General features: G+C 72.0%; 11 protein-coding genes. 6 read left to right on the top strand and 5 right to left on the bottom strand.

Annotated features, from left to right (window positions below):
• The first annotated feature begins 15 nt into the window (after nucleotides 1-15).
• On the top strand, nucleotides 16-2,904 hold the full coding sequence (locus ACFYMP_RS01190) for a hypothetical protein (RefSeq protein ID WP_388848476.1): 2,889 nt from the start codon (nucleotides 16-18) through the stop codon (nucleotides 2,902-2,904).
• Between the two features lie 121 nt (nucleotides 2,905-3,025).
• On the opposite strand, the gene ACFYMP_RS01185 is transcribed toward ACFYMP_RS01190, so the two are convergent.
• Nucleotides 3,026-4,276, bottom strand: coding sequence for a mechanosensitive ion channel family protein (locus tag ACFYMP_RS01185; protein ID WP_388848474.1), 1,251 nt, complete (start codon nucleotides 4,274-4,276; stop codon nucleotides 3,026-3,028).
• 56 nt (nucleotides 4,277-4,332) lie between these two features.
• Here ACFYMP_RS01185 and ACFYMP_RS01180 point away from each other — a divergent pair, with 56 nt between their 5' ends.
• Nucleotides 4,333-4,902: a dienelactone hydrolase family protein gene (locus ACFYMP_RS01180; protein ID WP_388848471.1), complete on the top strand. Its 570-nt coding sequence runs from the start codon at nucleotides 4,333-4,335 to the stop codon at nucleotides 4,900-4,902.
• Between the two features lie 92 nt (nucleotides 4,903-4,994).
• Here ACFYMP_RS01180 and ACFYMP_RS01175 read toward each other — a convergent pair whose 3' ends face one another.
• The 3 genes from ACFYMP_RS01175 to ACFYMP_RS01165 all read right to left on the bottom strand — a co-directional run bounded on the left by ACFYMP_RS01175 (nucleotide 4,995) and on the right by ACFYMP_RS01165 (nucleotide 8,239).
• Nucleotides 4,995-5,822, bottom strand: coding sequence for a thioredoxin domain-containing protein (locus tag ACFYMP_RS01175; RefSeq protein ID WP_388848468.1), 828 nt, complete (start codon nucleotides 5,820-5,822; stop codon nucleotides 4,995-4,997).
• A 130-nt stretch (nucleotides 5,823-5,952) separates the two neighbouring features.
• Complete coding sequence (locus ACFYMP_RS01170; RefSeq protein WP_388848465.1) at nucleotides 5,953-6,648, bottom strand: hypothetical protein; 696 nt, start codon at nucleotides 6,646-6,648, stop codon at nucleotides 5,953-5,955.
• Nucleotides 6,649-6,901: 253 nt separating this feature from the next.
• Nucleotides 6,902-8,239, bottom strand: coding sequence for a DUF2252 domain-containing protein (locus ACFYMP_RS01165; protein WP_388848462.1), 1,338 nt, complete (start codon nucleotides 8,237-8,239; stop codon nucleotides 6,902-6,904).
• Between the two features lie 450 nt (nucleotides 8,240-8,689).
• Here ACFYMP_RS01165 and dnaE point away from each other — a divergent pair, with 450 nt between their 5' ends.
• Nucleotides 8,690-12,238: a DNA polymerase III subunit alpha gene (gene dnaE / locus ACFYMP_RS01160; protein ID WP_388848459.1), complete on the top strand. Its 3,549-nt coding sequence runs from the start codon at nucleotides 8,690-8,692 to the stop codon at nucleotides 12,236-12,238.
• A gap of 94 nt (nucleotides 12,239-12,332) precedes the next feature.
• On the opposite strand, the gene ACFYMP_RS01155 is transcribed toward dnaE, so the two are convergent.
• Nucleotides 12,333-12,515 carry a hypothetical protein gene (locus ACFYMP_RS01155; RefSeq protein ID WP_388848456.1) on the bottom strand — a complete coding sequence of 61 codons (183 nt, stop codon included), beginning with the start codon at nucleotides 12,513-12,515 and terminating at the stop codon, nucleotides 12,333-12,335.
• A gap of 320 nt (nucleotides 12,516-12,835) precedes the next feature.
• Between ACFYMP_RS01155 and ACFYMP_RS01150 the strand changes: the two genes are divergently transcribed.
• The 3 genes from ACFYMP_RS01150 to ACFYMP_RS01140 all read left to right on the top strand — a co-directional run bounded on the left by ACFYMP_RS01150 (nucleotide 12,836) and on the right by ACFYMP_RS01140 (nucleotide 16,206).
• Complete coding sequence (locus ACFYMP_RS01150) at nucleotides 12,836-14,158, top strand: NYN domain-containing protein (protein WP_388848453.1); 1,323 nt, start codon at nucleotides 12,836-12,838, stop codon at nucleotides 14,156-14,158.
• A gap of 85 nt (nucleotides 14,159-14,243) precedes the next feature.
• Nucleotides 14,244-15,254: an ABC transporter ATP-binding protein gene (locus ACFYMP_RS01145; protein ID WP_388848450.1), complete on the top strand. Its 1,011-nt coding sequence runs from the start codon at nucleotides 14,244-14,246 to the stop codon at nucleotides 15,252-15,254.
• Nucleotides 15,255-15,360: 106 nt separating this feature from the next.
• Nucleotides 15,361-16,206, top strand: a complete 846-nt coding sequence (locus ACFYMP_RS01140; RefSeq protein ID WP_388848447.1) for an ABC transporter permease — start codon at nucleotides 15,361-15,363, stop codon at nucleotides 16,204-16,206.

Genomic DNA, 16,206 nt, shown 5'->3' with positions numbered 1-16,206 from the left:
AGGCACCCCATCGGGGTGTCCGTGCGCGCGAGCGTCGACATCCAGCAGCGCGTCGAGGAACTCGTCCGTGACTTCCGCGGCGGCGATCCGCTCCTGCCCATGTTCGTGCTGCACGCCGAACAGCCCGAGGACGACGTCCGGGCCGACCGGATACTCGACGACGTCCACCGCATCCAGCTCGCCCACGGCGCGCGCTGCGCGGTCCTGAACCCCCACGACCCGCAGATCCCGGCCGAGGGCGCGGGCGAGGACGACCGGGTACGGGCCGCCGCCCTGCTGCGCCGTATCGACTCCGGGCGGGAGTGGGAGGGCACCCCCGGCCTCGGCCCGACGACGGCCTACCGCCGCTACCGCTTCCGCCGCCTGCGCCTCGTCCACGCCCTGGCCGACGCCGTACGCGCCGCGGACGCCGAGGAGGCGACGCGGGACGGCGTGAGCGATCCCGTGCAGCGCCGTCGCGATCTCCTCGACCAGCTCGCGGCACAGCACTGGCGCCCGCGGCGGGTCAACCGCCGTGACTCGGTCGCGGACCGCTCCCGGCAGGCCGGCGCCGGGATGCTCGCCGCCGTCCTCGCCGTCCTGGCCGCGGTCCTGCCGCTCTTCGAGGCCCCGATCGCCCTCACCGTGGCCTGCGGCTTCCTCTTCCTGCTGGCGGTCCTCTACCTCGTACCGCCCGGCCGCACCCCGATGCTGCTGTGGCTGCGCCGGGAGAGCCGCTGGTTTCTGACCACCACCTTCCTGCTCCCGGTCACCGGCCAGCAGGCGTACGAGGCCGGGCTGCTGCACCCGTTGCGCTCCTGGCGGGCGATCACCCACCGCGCCGGGGACGTCGCCGACTCGCTGCGCGCGGGCGGCGACGCCCAGCTCCAGTTGCACGTCCTCGCGTTGCTGGAGGACCTGCGGGACGCCCACCGCCGCTGGAGCTGGGACCTGCGCGGCTTCAAACGGCTGCGGCCCCCCGTGCTGTTCCTGCACCGGGCGGACGCGGGGGACGGCGGCATCGCGCTGCTCCAGGCGATCAGCGACGTACGGACCGTGCGCAGCGAACTCGATCCGCTGCTCGTCGTGGCCTCGGTGGCCGCGCGGGACGTACCGGCCCTGGACCGGCCCCGTACGACGATCCGGGTCACGACCGGGCGCACCGCCCCGCTGAACCTGAGCGAACGCGTCGCGCACCTGCACGAGGAGTGGGAGGGGGCCCTGCGCGCCCGGCAGTCCCCGAGCCGTTCGGGCACCGTGCCGTGGGCGCTGCCGATCGCGCTGACGGCGACCGACCTGGAACGGCCCGCCCAGCCGGTGCGCTGGTGCGAACACGCCTCGGCCCGCCCCTCCCCGGCCCGCGTCGTGTGGTCGGCGGGGGTCCTCGTGGTGGGCCTGGCACTCGTCGCCGGCCTGCTCGTCGCCCGGCAGCTCCACCTCGACGCGACGTACTGCAGCACCGGACCGCTCACCGCCGACCGGGACTCGGTGCTGCTGCCGGGCGCGGGCGAGGAGAAGCAGTGCATCGGCATCTCGACCGGCGCGGTCAGCTTCGGTGCCCGGCTGCCGAAGGACCGGCGCGGTCCGGTGGCCGGCGGGGTGCCGTGGAGCGTCCCGCAGCTGGAGAAGCAGATCGCGGAGCGCAACCGGAAGGTACTCGCGAACTCCCGGGGCCACTACGTCACCATCGTCTACGCGGGCCCGCTCAGCGCAGACGCCACGGGTAGCTCCTCGCCGGTCAAGGGCACCGAGGAACTGGCCGGCCTCGCGCTCGCCCAGGCCGCGGTCAACGAGGACAACGCGCCCGTCAAACTCCGTGTCCTGGTCGCCAACGGCGGCGTCGACATGGACGAGCAGGTGCGCATGGCCCGGCTCATCGCGGCTTACGCGGCGCGCGACGACACGGTCGTCGGCGTGGTCGGCGCGGGACGGGACATGAAGACCAGCGGGAAGGTCGCCGAGATCCTCGGCGGGGCCGGGCTGCCCGTCGTCTCCGGCACCAACTCCGCCACCTACCTGCCCAAGGAGTACGCCAACTGGTTCTCCCTCGCCGCGCCCGACGAGTGGCAGGCGCAGCAACTCGGCCTGCTCGTGAAACAACTGCGCACGGAGGGAAAGCCGCAGCGGGCGCTCGTGCTGAGCCGGGAGACCAAGGGCACCGGCGACATGTACACGGGGGAGCAGGAGAAGTACGGCGGGCGGATGCTCCAGGACCGCGGCTTCACCCTCGTCCCCGAGAAGCCGATCCGCTACGAGCTGCGGGACAGCGGCGGCGCGGCGCTGCGGGACGCCGTCTCCGGGTTCTGCCTCCCCGGGGAGGTGCCCGACGTCATCTACTTCGCGGGCCGCGTCGAGGACCTGGGCAACCTGCTGCGCGCCCTGTCCGAGGACGACGACTGCCACCGGCACAAGATCGCCCTGGTGATGGGGGACGACGTCTCCAAGGCCCATTTCGAGAGCGAGGGCATCGGGCGCAACGTCACGATCTACCACGCGACGCTCGCCGACCTCAGGGACGCCGCGCCCGGCACGGAGTTCTACCGGGACGTCGCGCGGTACTTGCCCGGCACCGGTGGCACGCAGGTCGGCTACAACAGCCCCTTCCTCGCGAGCGGCCAGACCGCCCTGTCCCACGACGCGACCCGCGCCCTGTACGAGGCCGCCAGCCGCCGGGACCGGGTCCACAGCCGTGCGGCGACCTGGGTCAACCTGCGGGACGTGGAGCTGGGCGCCCAGGCCACCGGCACCGTGAACTTCAAGGACGCCCCGGTCTACGGGGTGCGGACGGGCCACGCCATCGCGCTGTGGCGGGTACGGCAGGACCCGGGGAGCGGGAAGACGGAGTCGGTCATGCTGTGCGGCCGGACGAGCGGGGCCGCCAAGGAGCTGACGGTCGACGCCTGCCGTATCGACAAGAAGCGGTGAGCGGCGTCCGCCCGGGGACGGACGGGCCTCCCCGGGCGGGGGCGCCGGCCCGGGTACGGGACGACGCCCCGGGGACGGCCGCACCCCGCCCGCGGACGGGGCTCCTCAGGGAGCCGGTGTCTCAGCCCCGCCCGGTGCGCGGCACCGCGTCCACCTGCGGGCGCGGACGGTCGCCGTCCGCACGCGAGGGCTCCGGGACCTCCGGGGCGGCCGGCCGGTCCTCCAGGCCGTCCGAGCGCCCGGCTCGGGCGGCGTACGCGTCGGCGTTGTTGCTGTGCACCTCCTCCTGGCGCGGCGTCTCGTCCTTGCGCAACTGGACGGGGTCCTCCTCCGGCGGGGCCACCGCCGGGACCGTCGCGACGCTCGGCAGCGCGTACGGGTGCTTCTCGCTCAGCCAGGCGATCATGCGCTCGCGCACCACGCAGCGCACCGTCCAGATGTCGTCGGCGTTCTTCGCGGTGACCACGGCACGCACCTCGATCGTGGTCTGGGTCGTGTCGGTCACCGCGAGGCTCCAGTCGCGGCGGTCCCAGGCCGGGCAGTCGTCCAGGATGACCTGCAACTGCTCGCGCATCAGCGGGACCGGGGCGGAGTGGTCGAGCTGGAAGAAGACCGTGCCGGACATCTGCGCCCCGCCGCGCGACCAGTTCTCGAAGGGCTTGCTGGTGAAGTACGACACCGGCATCGTGATGCGCCGCTCGTCCCAGGTGCGGACCGCGAGGAAGGTCAGCGTGACCTCCTCGACCACCCCCCACTCGCCGTCCACCACCACGGTGTCGCCGATGCGCACCATGTCGCCGAAGGCGATCTGGAAACCGGAGAAGAGGTTGCCCAGCGTCGACTGGGCCGCGACACCGGCCACGATCCCGATCAGCCCCGCCGAGGCCAGCACCGACTTCCCGGCCGTCCGCAGGTCCGGGAAGGTCATGAGCATCGCCGCCACCGCGATGACGATGACCAGCGCGGTGACGATCCGCATGATCAGCGTCACCTGGGTCCGCACCCGGCGCACCCGGGCGGGATCGCGCGTGGCCGAGGCGTAGCGGGCGTACGACGACTCCACGACGGCTGAGGCGACCCGGACCAGCAGCCAGGCCGTCGCCCCGATCAGCACGAGGGACAGGACGAGGCCGACGGCGCCGTCGAAGTGCCGCACCGGGCGCCAGGTGATCTCGCGGTAGGAGCCGCGCAGCATCGCCGCGAGCAGCACCACCTGCCAGGGCACCCGGCACTGCCGCAGCATGCCCCACAGGGGCGTCTCGTGGTGGCGGGCGTCGGCCCGGCGCAGCAGCTGGTCCACTGCCCAGCCGATGACCAGCGTGAACAGGACGGAACCACCGATCACCAGGACGGGGCGCAGTATGTTCTCCATCTCTCCCTTGGTCTCCGTTGGAAGTGGGGGAAGTGGCGGCTGGCAGGATGTCCCGTATGGACATCCTGCTTCTTCATTCCGCCTACGGTCTGCGACCGGCCGTCCACTCGGCGGCCGACCGGCTGCGAGCCGCCGGACATCAGGTGCATGTGCCCGACCTGTACGGGGGACAAACGGCCGACACCCTGGAGCGGGGTCTGGAGCTGCGGGACGGGATCGGCAACGAGGAGTTGCTGACCAGGGCGATCAAGGCCGCCGCGCCCCTGTCCGACCGGGGGCTGGTCTACGCCGGGTTCTCGCTCGGCGGCGCGCTCGCCCAGAACCTCGCCCTCGGTGACGAGAAGGCGCGCGGGCTGCTGTTGCTGCACGGCACCTCCGACCTCAAGGACGACGCGAGCGTCGACGACCTGCCCGTTCAGCTGCACGTCGCCGACCCCGACCCCTTCGAGTCGCACGACTGGCTGAACGCCTGGTACCTGCGGATGCGGCGGGCCGGCGCCGACGTCGAGGTCTTCCGGCACCCGGGCGCCGGGCACCTCTACACCGACCCGGAACTGCCGGACTGGGACGAGCGGGCCACGGAGGAGACCTGGAGCGTCGCGCTCGGTTTCCTCGACAGCCTGTAGGCCGCGAGAACCCACGGGCGGGCAGGTGAAGGGAGGGGCGGCACCACGAGGTGCGTGGTGCCGCCCCTGCCTCGTCCTCGCGCGGTGGCGGATCAGCCCTTCAGCAGCGGGTTGAGCGCGTTGGTGAACTCGGCGACCGTCATCGGCGCGTTCTCGCTGCCCGGCGAGGTCAGCTTCTTGCCGTCCATCTGGAGGGTCGGGGTGGCCTGCACGCCGCTCTTGTCGAACTTCTCCGACATGGTCAGCGCCCACTTGTCGAAGGTGCCGTCCTTGACGTCCTTCTGGAACGCCTTGTTCCCCTTCAGCTCGGGCACCTGATCGGCGATCTTGATGAGGGCCGCGTCGCTGTTGAAGGTGTCCTTCTGCTCGTCGGGGTGGTTGTCCTTGGCGTACATCGCGGCCTTGTAGTGCCAGAAGGCGTCGGGGCTGACGTCGAGGGCCGCGCCCAGCGCGCTCAGCGCGTTCTTCGAGCCCGAGCCGCCGAGGTTGCCGTCCAGGAAGGTCGCGCCGATGTACTGGACCTTGTACGTGCCGTCCTCGACGGCCTTGTCCACCGTCGAGCCGACCGTCTGCTCGAACTGGGCGCAGACCGGGCAGCGCGGGTCCTCGTACATCTGGAGGGTCTTCTTCGCGCCGGCCTTGCCGACGACGACGGTCGTACCATCCTTGCCGCTCGCGTTCTTGGGCTTGACCAGCGGGTCCTTCTTCGCCGAGGCCCACTGGTCGGAGGAACCGGAACCGCCGCCACTGGCCTGGCTCACGCCGAACACGACACCCCCGGCCACCACGAGGACGGCGAGGACCCCGCCGCCCACCTTGAGCTGCCGGTTCCTGGCCTCCTTCTTGGCCTGTCGCTCGCGCTCGGCGCGCAGCCGCTCACGGGCCGCGGTCTTCTCCTGCTGGGTGTTGCGCTTGCTCATGGGTACTCCGTCGGTACAGAAAAGTGCGGGAGCCCGGACCGGGTACGCCTGCGTCGCACGCCACGGGGGTCACGACGGGGCCCGGTCGTACGGGCGGGAAAAGGGAGGGGGGAAGCGCCGGGGGCCGTACTCAGGCCAGGGCGTACGCGGCGGCCGGCGGACCGCGCCGTCCCAGGGAGTGGGCGAGCAGCGCCAGGTGCGGACGGCGTGCGCCGCGCGCCGCGCGCGCCGTGATCGCGCGCACGGTGCGGGCCTCGCCGGCCACGACGAAGGCCACCGCGAGCAGCAGCGGGCGGAAGGCGAAGGCCGTGAACGCGGCGAGCGACTGGGCCAGGGCGCGTTCCCCGCGCCGCAGCCAGGCCGCCGCGAGCAGTCCCACCGCGAGGTGGGCGCCCAGCAGGACCCAGGAGGCGCCGGGGCGCGGATCGGCCAGCAGCAGGGCGGCACGCGTCTCCTCGCCGCCGGCGAGGGAGCTGAGCGGCGTACCGATCGGTCCGCCGCCGCACAGCACGTCGATGCCGAAGGAGCGCAGCGGACCCGCGACGGGGCCGCCCGCCGAGCCGTAACACAGATGCTGACCGGTGGTGAAGACCGTGTCCGCCGCCAGCTCCAGGGGGACCAGCAGCGCCGCGATGTGCCAGAAACCGCGCTCGCGCCCGGCCAGACCGTAGGAGAGCGCGAAGACCGCGCCGGCGACGGCGAGCAGGGGGAGCAGCGGCAGGGGAGCCCGGGACAGGACGACGTGGGAGGCAGCCGAGAGCGTCACGACGAGCGCTGTGAACAGCGTCGCGCGCAGCGCTCTGAGCTGGGTCCCGGATATGTCCATCGTTGCCGAGTGTGCCACGGGCCCCGGTAAGCGAGCCCTAAAAGGTTCCTGTGAAGTGCGGTCTTTGTGAACAAAGGCACGCGGGGGAACGGCGGCACGTGCGGGGCGGGGCGAGGCGGGGCGGAAGCTCGCGGCGGGATGGGGGCACGCGGCCTTTCCGGTGCCGGGCGCCAGACGCCGGGCGTCAGACGCCAGACGCCGGGCGGCCGGCGTCTGGCGGCCGGTCCCCGGCGTCGCGAGGCGCCTCCCCGGGTTACAGGCCGGGGATGCGGCCGTTGCGGAAGAGGTCCACGAAGATCTGGTGGTCGTGACGGGCCCGCGCGCCGTAGCCGTGCGCGAAGTCCACCAGCAGCCCGGCGAAGCCCTCCTCGTCGGCCGCGATCGCCGCGTCGATGGCCCGCTCGGTCGAGAAGGGCACCAGCTCCGAGTGGCCGCTCTCGTCGTCGGCCGCCGCGTGCATCGCCGCCGTGGCCCGGCCGAGGTCCGCGACGACCGCCGCGATCTCCTCGTACTCGTCGATGTCCGACCAGTCGAGGTCCACCGCGTACGGCGAGATCTCGGCGACCAGCTGCCCCGCGCCGTCCAGCTCGGTCCAGCCCAGCCACGGGTCGGCGTGCGCCTGCAGGGCGCGCTGCGAGATGACCGTGCGGTGTCCCTCGTGCTGGAAGTAGGAGCGGATCGCGGGATCCGTGACGTGCCGCGAGACCGCCGGGGTCTGCCCCTGCTTGACGTAGATCACCACGTCGTTCTCCAGGGCGTCGCTGTTGCCCTCCAGCAGGATGTTGTACGAGGGCAGCCCGGCCGAGCCGATCCCGATGCCGCGCCGGCCCACGACGTCCTTGACGCGGTAGGAGTCGGGACGGGTCAGGCTCGACTCGGGCAGCGTCTCCAGGTACCCGTCGAACGCGGCCAGGACCTTGTAGCGGGTCGCGGCGTCCAGCTCAAGGGAGCCGCCGCCCGGCGCGAAACGGCGCTCGAAGTCGCGGATCTCCGTCATCGAGTCGAGCAGGCCGAAGCGGGTGAGTGAACGGGCCTCGCGCAGCGCGCCCAGCAGCGGCCCGTCCGCGGTGTCCAGGGTGAAGGGCGGTACCTCGTCGCTCTTGGCGCCCGTCGCGAGCTGGTGGACACGCTCGCGGTAGGCGGCCGCGTAGACCCCCACCAGCTCGCTGATCTGCTCGTCGCTGAGCGCCTTCGCGTAGCCGATCAGGGCGAGGGAGGCCGCGAACCGCTTGAGGTCCCAGGTGAAGGGGCCGACGTACGCCTCGTCGAAGTCGTTGACGTTGAAGATCAGGCGGCCCTGGGCGTCCATGTAGGTGCCGAAGTTCTCGGCGTGCAGATCGCCGTGGATCCACACCCGGCCGGTGCGGTCGTCCAGGTAGGGGCCCGCGTGCTGCTCGCGGGCCAGGTCCGCGTAGAACAGGCAGGCCGTACCGCGGTAGAACGCGAAGGCGGAGGCCGCCATCTTGCGGAACTTCACCCGGAACGCGGCGGGGTCGGCGGCCAGCAGCTCACCGAACGCCGTGTCGAACACCGCGAGGATCTGCTCCCCACGCTCCTCGCGGTCTGCTGCCGTGGACTGCGGGACCGACATCGCTGGGTGCCTCCTGGTACGGGAAGTGCGGGGCGTCTTTGCCCGGGGACCTCTGTGCGTCCCGGTGTGTCAACGCCTGAAGGTACCGCCGAGTGCCCGGGTCCTTGGCGGACCGCTCCGGGTGGGGGTGGTTCCGGGTGGCGGTCACTGATCGCGGCCTTCGGCCTTGTCCTCAAGCGCCGGACGGGCTGGGGGGTGCCGGGTGCGGTCGGCGGGGGGCCGGGCGGACGGGCGGACGGGCCGGGCGTGGATGCCGGGCGGGCCGGCCGGGGTGCTGGACAGGGGGGACGGGAGGTGTCGGACGGGGGCGGCGGGGGTGGTGGGGCGGCTTCCGGGTGAGGTCGGGTTCAGGGGGGCGGGGTGTGTGGGGGGAGATCGATCTTGGGGGGTCGCGACGTAGACTTCCTCGCTGTTCGTCCTGTTGTCGATGTGCCGCCGGAGGCCCCTGTCGTGTCGTCGTCCAAGCCGCCGTTCACCCATCTGCACGTGCACACCCAGTACTCGCTGCTGGACGGGGCGGCGCGGCTCAAGGACATGTTCGACGCGTGCAACGAGATGGGCATGACGCATATCGCCATGTCCGACCACGGCAACCTGCACGGGGCCTACGACTTCTTCCACCAGGCGAAGAAGGCCGGGGTCACGCCGATCATCGGGATCGAGGCGTACGTCGCGCCCGAGTCGCGGCGCAACAAGCGCAAGATCCAGTGGGGGCAGCCGCACCAGAAGCGGGACGACGTCTCCGGTTCCGGCGGGTACACGCACAAGACCATCTGGGCCGCGAACAAGACCGGTCTGCACAACCTGTTCCGGCTGTCCTCCGACGCCTACGCCGAGGGCTGGCTCCAGAAGTGGCCCCGGATGGACAAGGAGACCATCGCGCAGTGGTCGGAGGGCCTGATCGCCTCGACCGGCTGCCCCTCCGGAGAGGTGCAGACCCGGCTGCGGCTCGGCCAGAAGGAGGAGGCGCTCAAGGCCGCCGCCGACTACCAGGACATCTTCGGCAAGGGCCGGTACTTCCTGGAGCTGATGGACCACGGCATCGAGATCGAGAGCCGGGTGCGCCAGGGCCTGCTGGAGATCGGCAAGAAGCTCGGCATCCCCCCGCTGGTCACCAACGACTCGCACTACACCTACGCGCACGAGGCCACCGCCCACGACGCGCTGCTGTGCATCCAGACCGGCAAGAACCTCTCCGACCCCGACCGCTTCCGCTTCGACGGCACCGGCTACTACCTCAAGTCGACCGACGAGATGTACGCGATCGACTCCTCCGACGCCTGGCAGGAGGGCTGCCGCAACACCCTCCTGGTCGCCGAGCAGATCGACACCACCGGCTGGTTCGAGAAGCGCGACCTGATGCCGAAGTTCGACGTGCCCGAGGGCTTCACCGAGGTCACGTGGTTCCAGGAGGAGGTCAGGCGCGGCATGGCCCGCCGCTTCCCCGGCGGCATCCCCGAGGACCGGCAGCAGCAGGCCGAGTACGAGATGGGGATCATCATCCAGATGGGCTTCCCGGGGTACTTCCTCGTGGTCGCCGACTTCATCATGTGGGCCAAGAACAACGGCATCGCGGTGGGCCCCGGCCGTGGTTCCGCGGCCGGCTCGATCGTCTCGTACGCCATGGGCATCACCGACCTCGACCCGATCGAGCACGGGCTGATCTTCGAGCGCTTCCTCAACCCCGAGCGCATCTCCATGCCCGACGTCGACATCGACTTCGACGAACGCCGGCGCGTCGAGGTGATCCGCTACGTCACCGAGAAGTACGGCGCCGACAAGGTCGCCATGATCGGCACCTACGGCAAGATCAAGGCCAAGAACGCCATCAAGGACTCCGCGCGCGTCCTCGGCTACCCGTACGCGATGGGCGACCGGCTCACCAAGGCGATGCCCGCCGACGTCCTGGGCAAGGGCATCGACCTCAACGGCATCACCGACCCCAAGCACCCCCGCTACTCCGAGGCGGGCGAGATCCGGGGGATGTACGAGAACGAGGCGGACGTCAAGAAGGTCATCGACACCGCCAAGGGCGTCGAGGGCCTGGTGCGGCAGATGGGCGTGCACGCCGCCGGCGTCATCATGTCCAGCGAGACCATCACCGACCACGTCCCGGTGTGGGTGCGGCACACCGACGGCGTCACCATCACCCAGTGGGACTACCCGAGTTGTGAGTCGCTCGGCCTGCTGAAGATGGACTTCCTGGGTCTGCGCAACCTCACGATCATGGACGACGCGGTCAAGATGGTGAAGGCCAACAAGGGCCTCGACCTCGACCTGCTCGCCATCCCGCTGGACGACCCGAAGACCTACGAACTGCTGTGCCGCGGTGACACGCTCGGCGTGTTCCAGTTCGACGGCGGGCCCATGCGCTCCCTGCTGCGCCTGATGAAGCCCGACAACTTCGAGGACATCTCCGCCGTCTCGGCCCTGTACCGGCCGGGCCCGATGGGCATGAACTCGCACACCAACTACGCGCTGCGCAAGAACGGCCAGCAGGAGATCACCCCGATCCACCCCGAGCTGGAGGAGCCGCTCAGGGAGGTGCTGGGCCTGACCCACGGGCTCATCGTCTACCAGGAGCAGGTGCAGAAGGCCGCGCAGATCATCGCCGGCTACTCGCTCGGCGAGGCCGACATCCTGCGCCGCGTCATGGGCAAGAAGAAGGCCGACGAGCTCCAGAAGAACTTCGTCCTCTTCCAGGCGGGCGCCCGCAAGAACGGCTACAGCGACGAGGCGATCCAGGCCCTGTGGGACGTCCTGGTGCCGTTCGCCGGATACGCCTTCAACAAGGCCCACTCCTCCGCGTACGGACTGGTCACCTACTGGACCGCCTACCTCAAGGCCAACTACCCGGCCGAGTACATGGCGGCGCTGCTCACCTCGGTGCGCGACGACAAGGACAAGTCCGCGGTCTACCTCAACGAGTGCCGCCGCATGGGCATCCGGGTACTGCCGCCCAACGTCAACGAGTCGGTCGCCAACTTCGCCGCCCAGGGCGACGACGTGATCCTCTTCGGCCTCACCGCCGTGCGCAACGTCGGGCAGAACGTCGTGGACTCGATCATCCGCAGCCGCAAGGCCAAGGGGAAGTACGCCTCCTTCCCCGACTACCTCGACAAGGTCGAGGCCGCGGCCTGCAACAAGCGCACCACGGAATCGCTCATCAAGGCCGGCGCCTTCGACGAGATGGGCCACACCCGCAAGGGCCTCACCGCGCAGTACGAGCCGATGATCGACAACGTCGTCGCGGTCAAGCGCAAGGAGGCCGAGGGCCAGTTCGACCTGTTCGGCGGCATGGGCGAGGAGGGCGGCAAGGACGAGCCCGGCTTCGGGCTCGACGTCACCTTCACCGAGGACGAGTGGGACAAGTCCTACCTGCTGGCGCAGGAGCGCGAGATGCTCGGGCTCTACGTGTCCGACCACCCGCTGTTCGGTATCGAGCACGTCCTGAGCGACAAGAGCGACGCGGCCATCTCCCAGCTCACCGGCGGGGACTTCGGGGACGGCGCCGTCGTCACCATCGGCGGCATCATCTCCGGACTCCAGCGCAAGATGACCAAACAGGGCAACGCCTGGGCCATCGCGACCGTCGAGGACCTCGCCGGTTCCATCGAGTGCATGTTCTTCCCCGCGACCTACCAGCTCGTGTCCACCCAACTCGTCGAGGACACGGTGGTGTTCGTCAAGGGGCGGCTGGACAAGCGGGAGGACGTGCCGCGTCTGGTCGCGATGGAACTGCAGGTGCCCGACCTGTCGAACGCGGGGACCAACGCGCCGGTGATCATCACCATCCCGGCCGTCAAGGTGACCCCGCCCATGGTCAGCAGGCTCAACGAGGTGCTCGGCAGCCACCGCGGCAACTCGGAGGTCCGGATCAAGCTCCAGGGCCCCCGCAAGACCACCGTGCTGCGCCTGGACCGCCACCGCGTCCAGCCCGACCCCTCCCTGTTCGGCGACCTCAAGGTCCTGCTCGGCCCGTCCTGCCTGGCCGGCTGAGACACCGCCGGCCCCAGGGGCGGCCGCACGCGGGAGAGGGGCGCACCCGGCCGGGGTGCGCCCCTCTCCCACGGGGTCAGCGCGTGGTCACCGCTCAGTTGTGGCCGAAACGGCGCTGGTGCTTACGGGCCACGTCGGCGGGGCTGCCCTGCGCCTGGGACTGGAAGCCCTCGCGGCCCTCGGTCGCGCTCGTCCGCGCCTCGGCCCGCGCCTCCTCGGCGGCCGAGGAGCGGCCCCGCGCGTCGCCCTGCTTGCGGTTGTTCTTGTTCTTGGCCATGGAAATCTGCCTCCTGCGAGGTTCTCGGGGCCAGGTCCGCCTTCAGGCTCACATGACCGGACAGAGAACGCATTTCGGATCGTCACCGTGTGTCATCGCCGCCGGAACGACCGCGTGTCATCACCCCCGGAGAAGGGGAGGAGAAGCGGGGGAGAGGGGCGGGAGAAGCGCGGGAAGCGGCCGAAGCGTGGAAACGCCGCGCCGAAGATCGAGTTCAGGCCGTTAACCCCCGCCCCGTCGGGCAGACTCGAAGGAAACCCGATGCGCCCCTGTCCCCGGCACCGTGGACGCGGGGCCGGACAGGGACTTCAGGGAAGAGGGTGGAACGCGTGGACCGCTGCGTCGTCCTGGTGGACGCCGGATATCTCCTCGGCGCCGCCGCGAGCCTGCTCGCCGGCGAACCCTCCCGCTCCCGGATCACCGTGGACCACCACGCCCTCATCCAGCGACTGCGGGAGCGCGCGGAGCACGAGACCCAGCAGCCGCTGCTGCGCATCTACTGGTTCGACGGCGCCCCCGACCGCGTCCCGCAACCCGAGCACCGGAGGCTGCGGGTCCGCCCCCGTGTCACCGTACGGCTCGGAGCGCTCACACGCAGTGACGGGCGGTGGGCGCAGAAGGGCGTGGACGCCGCGATGCACGCCGAACTGACCGAACTGGCCCGCAACCGCGCCTGCTCCGACGTCGTCCTCGTCACCGGCGACGGTGACCTGCTGCCCGGTCTCGTCTCCGCCAAGGAACACGGCGTCGCCGTGCACCTGTGGGCCGTCCAGGCCGCCGACGGGGACTACAACCAGTCCGAGGACCTCGTCGCCGAGGCCGACGAACGCCGTGTCCTGGACCGGCAGTGGATCACCGGCGCGATCCGCGCCAAGGAGCACCCCGGACCGTGCGCCCCGCCCGCCGAGCCCCGCCCCGAGTACGCCGCGATCCTCTCCGCCCCGCTGCCCGAGTCGGCGCTGTCCTCCGCCGAGCACGGAACGGACGGCCACTCCGGGAACGGCCACCGCGCCGACGGGCACTCCGGGAACGGCCACCGCGTACCCGGACACACGCCCCTGGAGGGCGCCGGGCACGAGAGCGGCCCCGTCCCGGCCCGCGCCGTCGAGGAGGACCACGAGGAGGACCGCCCCGCCCCCGGCAAGGGCGTACCGACCCCCAAGGACCTCGCCGCGCTGCGCGCCGTCGCCGCCGGCCCCCTCCCGTCCCCGCCACCCCCCGCGAACGCGACCCTGCGCTGGTCCTCCGACAAGGGCTGGGTCGAGCGGCCCGGGAGCGGCGAGCCGCCCGAGGCCGCCCAGTTGCCCACCCTCGCGCAGCTCACGACCGCCGAACAGCGCTGGGCCGACCGCGAGGAGGACATCACGACGGTCGGCGGCGACCCCTACGAGGTCGGGCAGGTCTTCGCCCGCCGCTGGCTCGCCCGGATGCCCGAACAGCCCGGACTCCCGCCGCTGCGCGAGCGGCTGTCCGCGCTCTACCCGCGCATCCCGCACCGCGTCGACGGCGAGCTGCTGCGCTACGCCGCGCGCTTCGGCCTGCTCGCCCACAAGGACGACCAGATCGACGAGAACGACCGCTACGCGATCCGGGCCGGCTTCTGGCGCGAGGTGGGCGCCGAGGCCGCCAGCGTCGTCGAATGACCGTGAGAAACCCGACACGCCGTACGCCCCGGGGAACCGGCCCCGCCCGCCGTCCCGGAGCGGACACCCAGTAGCCTCGGTTCTCGTGAGTACGGGCACGGCACGGGCGCGAGGAAGCGACGCGGTGTGCGTCGTGCGGGATCTGGTCAAGACCTATCCCGCGCTGCGCGGTCGGCGCGGACAGCCCGCTGCCCCTGCCGTACGGGCCACCGACGGCATCGACCTCGACGTGCGGCGCGGCGAGATCTTCGGGCTGCTCGGCCCCAACGGCGCCGGGAAGTCCACCCTCGTGAGGCAGCTGACCGGGCTGATGCGGCCCGACTCCGGCAGCGTCCACCTGCTGGGCCACGACCTCGTGCGCCACCCCGAGCGCGCCGCCCGGCTGCTCGCCTACCTCGGCCAGGAGTCGACCGCCCTCGACGAACTGACCGTGTCCCTGGCCGCCGAGACCACCGCGCGGCTGCGCGGGCTCGACCTGCCCGAGGCCCGCCGCGCCCGGGACGCCGTCCTCGACGAACTCGGCCTCACCGACATCGCCGCGCGCCCCCTCAAGAAGCTCTCCGGCGGTCAGCGCCGTCTCGCCTGCTTCGCCGCCGCCCTCGTCGGCGAACGCTCCGTCCTCGTCCTGGACGAACCCACCACCGGGATGGACCCCGTCGCCCGGCGCGCCGTATGGGCCGCCGTCGACCGGCGCCGCGCCGACCACGGGGTCACCGTCCTGCTGGTCACCCACAACGTCATCGAGGCCGAGACCGTGCTCGACCGGGTCGCCGTCCTCGAACAGGGCCGGGTCATCGCCTGCGACACCCCCGCGGGGCTCAAGTCCCGGGTCGCGCACGAGGTCCGCCTCGAACTCGTGTGGCGCGAACAGGCCCCGCTGGAGGTGCCCGAGGTCGCCGCCCTGCGGCACTCCGCGGTCGAGTCCGGCCGCCGCTGGACCCTGCGCCTGGGCCCCGACGAGGCGCGCGCCGCCGTCTCCGCCGTGACCGGGGGCGCCGCCTTCCGCGCCCTCGACGACTTCACCCTCAGCACCCCCAGTCTCGAAGACGTCTACCTCGCCCTCGGCGGCCGGACGAAGGGCCTGGTCAAGTCATGAACCAGACCGCGGGCCGGCCCCTCGGCCCAGCGAACAGGAGCGCCCGCAGCGTGAAAGCCGTACCGGTGGACCGCAGCCCCGTGCCGCCCGGCGAGGACGGACCGCGATGAGCGCCGCACCCGTCGAGGCCACCGGCGCGCTGCGTGCCCCCGGCGCGGCCCCCGCCCGGGGCGGCGCGGACGGGGCGGCCGCCCCGCTCGCCCCCCGTGCCCGGCTGCTGCCCTCCCTCGCCGCCGTCTACCGCGCCCAGCTCTCCCGCGCCCGCGTCGCGCGCATCCCGCTGCTGTTCGTCGCGACCTTCCAGTCCGTCGGCATCATGATCCTCATGCGCGGGGTCGTGGACGGCGGCGACGAGGCCCGCTCGGTCGTCGCCGGCTCCGCCGTGCTCGTCGTCGCGTTCGTCGCCCTCAACCTGCTCGCCCAGTACTTCGGGCAACTGCGCGCCACCGGCGGGCTCGACCACTACGCGACGCTGCCCGTACCCCCGGCCGCGGTGGTCCTCGGGGCCGCCGCCGCCTACGCCTCGTTCACCGTGCCCGGCACCGTCGTGACCGCCGTCGTGGGCTGCGGCCTGTTCGGGCTGCCACTCACCCACCTGTGGGTGCTGGCCGCCGTGGTCCCGCTCGCGGGCGCCGCCCTCGCCGGGCTCGGCGCCGCCTGCGGCCTGCTCGCCCCGCGCGCCGAACTCGCCACCCTGCTCGGTCAGCTCGGGATGTCCGCCGCGCTGCTGCTCGGCGTCCTGCCGCCCGACCACATGCCGCAGCTGATCCGCTGGTGCCGTGACCTGCTGCCCTCGACCTACGGGGTGGAGGCGCTGGCCAGGACCTTCTCCGGCGCCCCGCACTGGCCGGCCGTCCTCGGCGACCTCGGGGTGTGCGCGGGGGTCGGTGTCCTCTCGCTGGCTCTCGCCACCTGGGCCTACCGGCGCGCGGCGGTCTCGGGGGCCCGCTGA

Source organism: Streptomyces sp. NPDC007088, assembly GCF_042869355.1.
Classification (GTDB): Bacteria; Actinomycetota; Actinomycetes; order Streptomycetales; family Streptomycetaceae; genus Streptomyces.
Note: the sequence above shows the minus strand (reverse complement) of the source record. Positions and strands in the feature narration are given on the sequence as shown.

Excerpts from the sequence above, each read along its gene's own strand:
- ACFYMP_RS01185 (WP_388848474.1), bottom strand. The coding sequence starts at position 4,276 with ATGGAGAACATACTGCGCCCCGTCCTGGTGATCGGTGGTTCCGTCCTG.
- ACFYMP_RS01180 (WP_388848471.1), top strand. The coding sequence starts at position 4,333 with ATGGACATCCTGCTTCTTCATTCCGCCTACGGTCTGCGACCGGCCGTC.
- ACFYMP_RS01175 (WP_388848468.1), bottom strand. The coding sequence starts at position 5,822 with ATGAGCAAGCGCAACACCCAGCAGGAGAAGACCGCGGCCCGTGAGCGG.
- ACFYMP_RS01170 (WP_388848465.1), bottom strand. The coding sequence starts at position 6,648 with ATGGACATATCCGGGACCCAGCTCAGAGCGCTGCGCGCGACGCTGTTC.
- ACFYMP_RS01165 (WP_388848462.1), bottom strand. The coding sequence starts at position 8,239 with ATGTCGGTCCCGCAGTCCACGGCAGCAGACCGCGAGGAGCGTGGGGAG.
- ACFYMP_RS01155 (WP_388848456.1), bottom strand. The coding sequence starts at position 12,515 with ATGGCCAAGAACAAGAACAACCGCAAGCAGGGCGACGCGCGGGGCCGC.
- ACFYMP_RS01140 (WP_388848447.1), top strand. The coding sequence starts at position 15,361 with ATGAGCGCCGCACCCGTCGAGGCCACCGGCGCGCTGCGTGCCCCCGGC.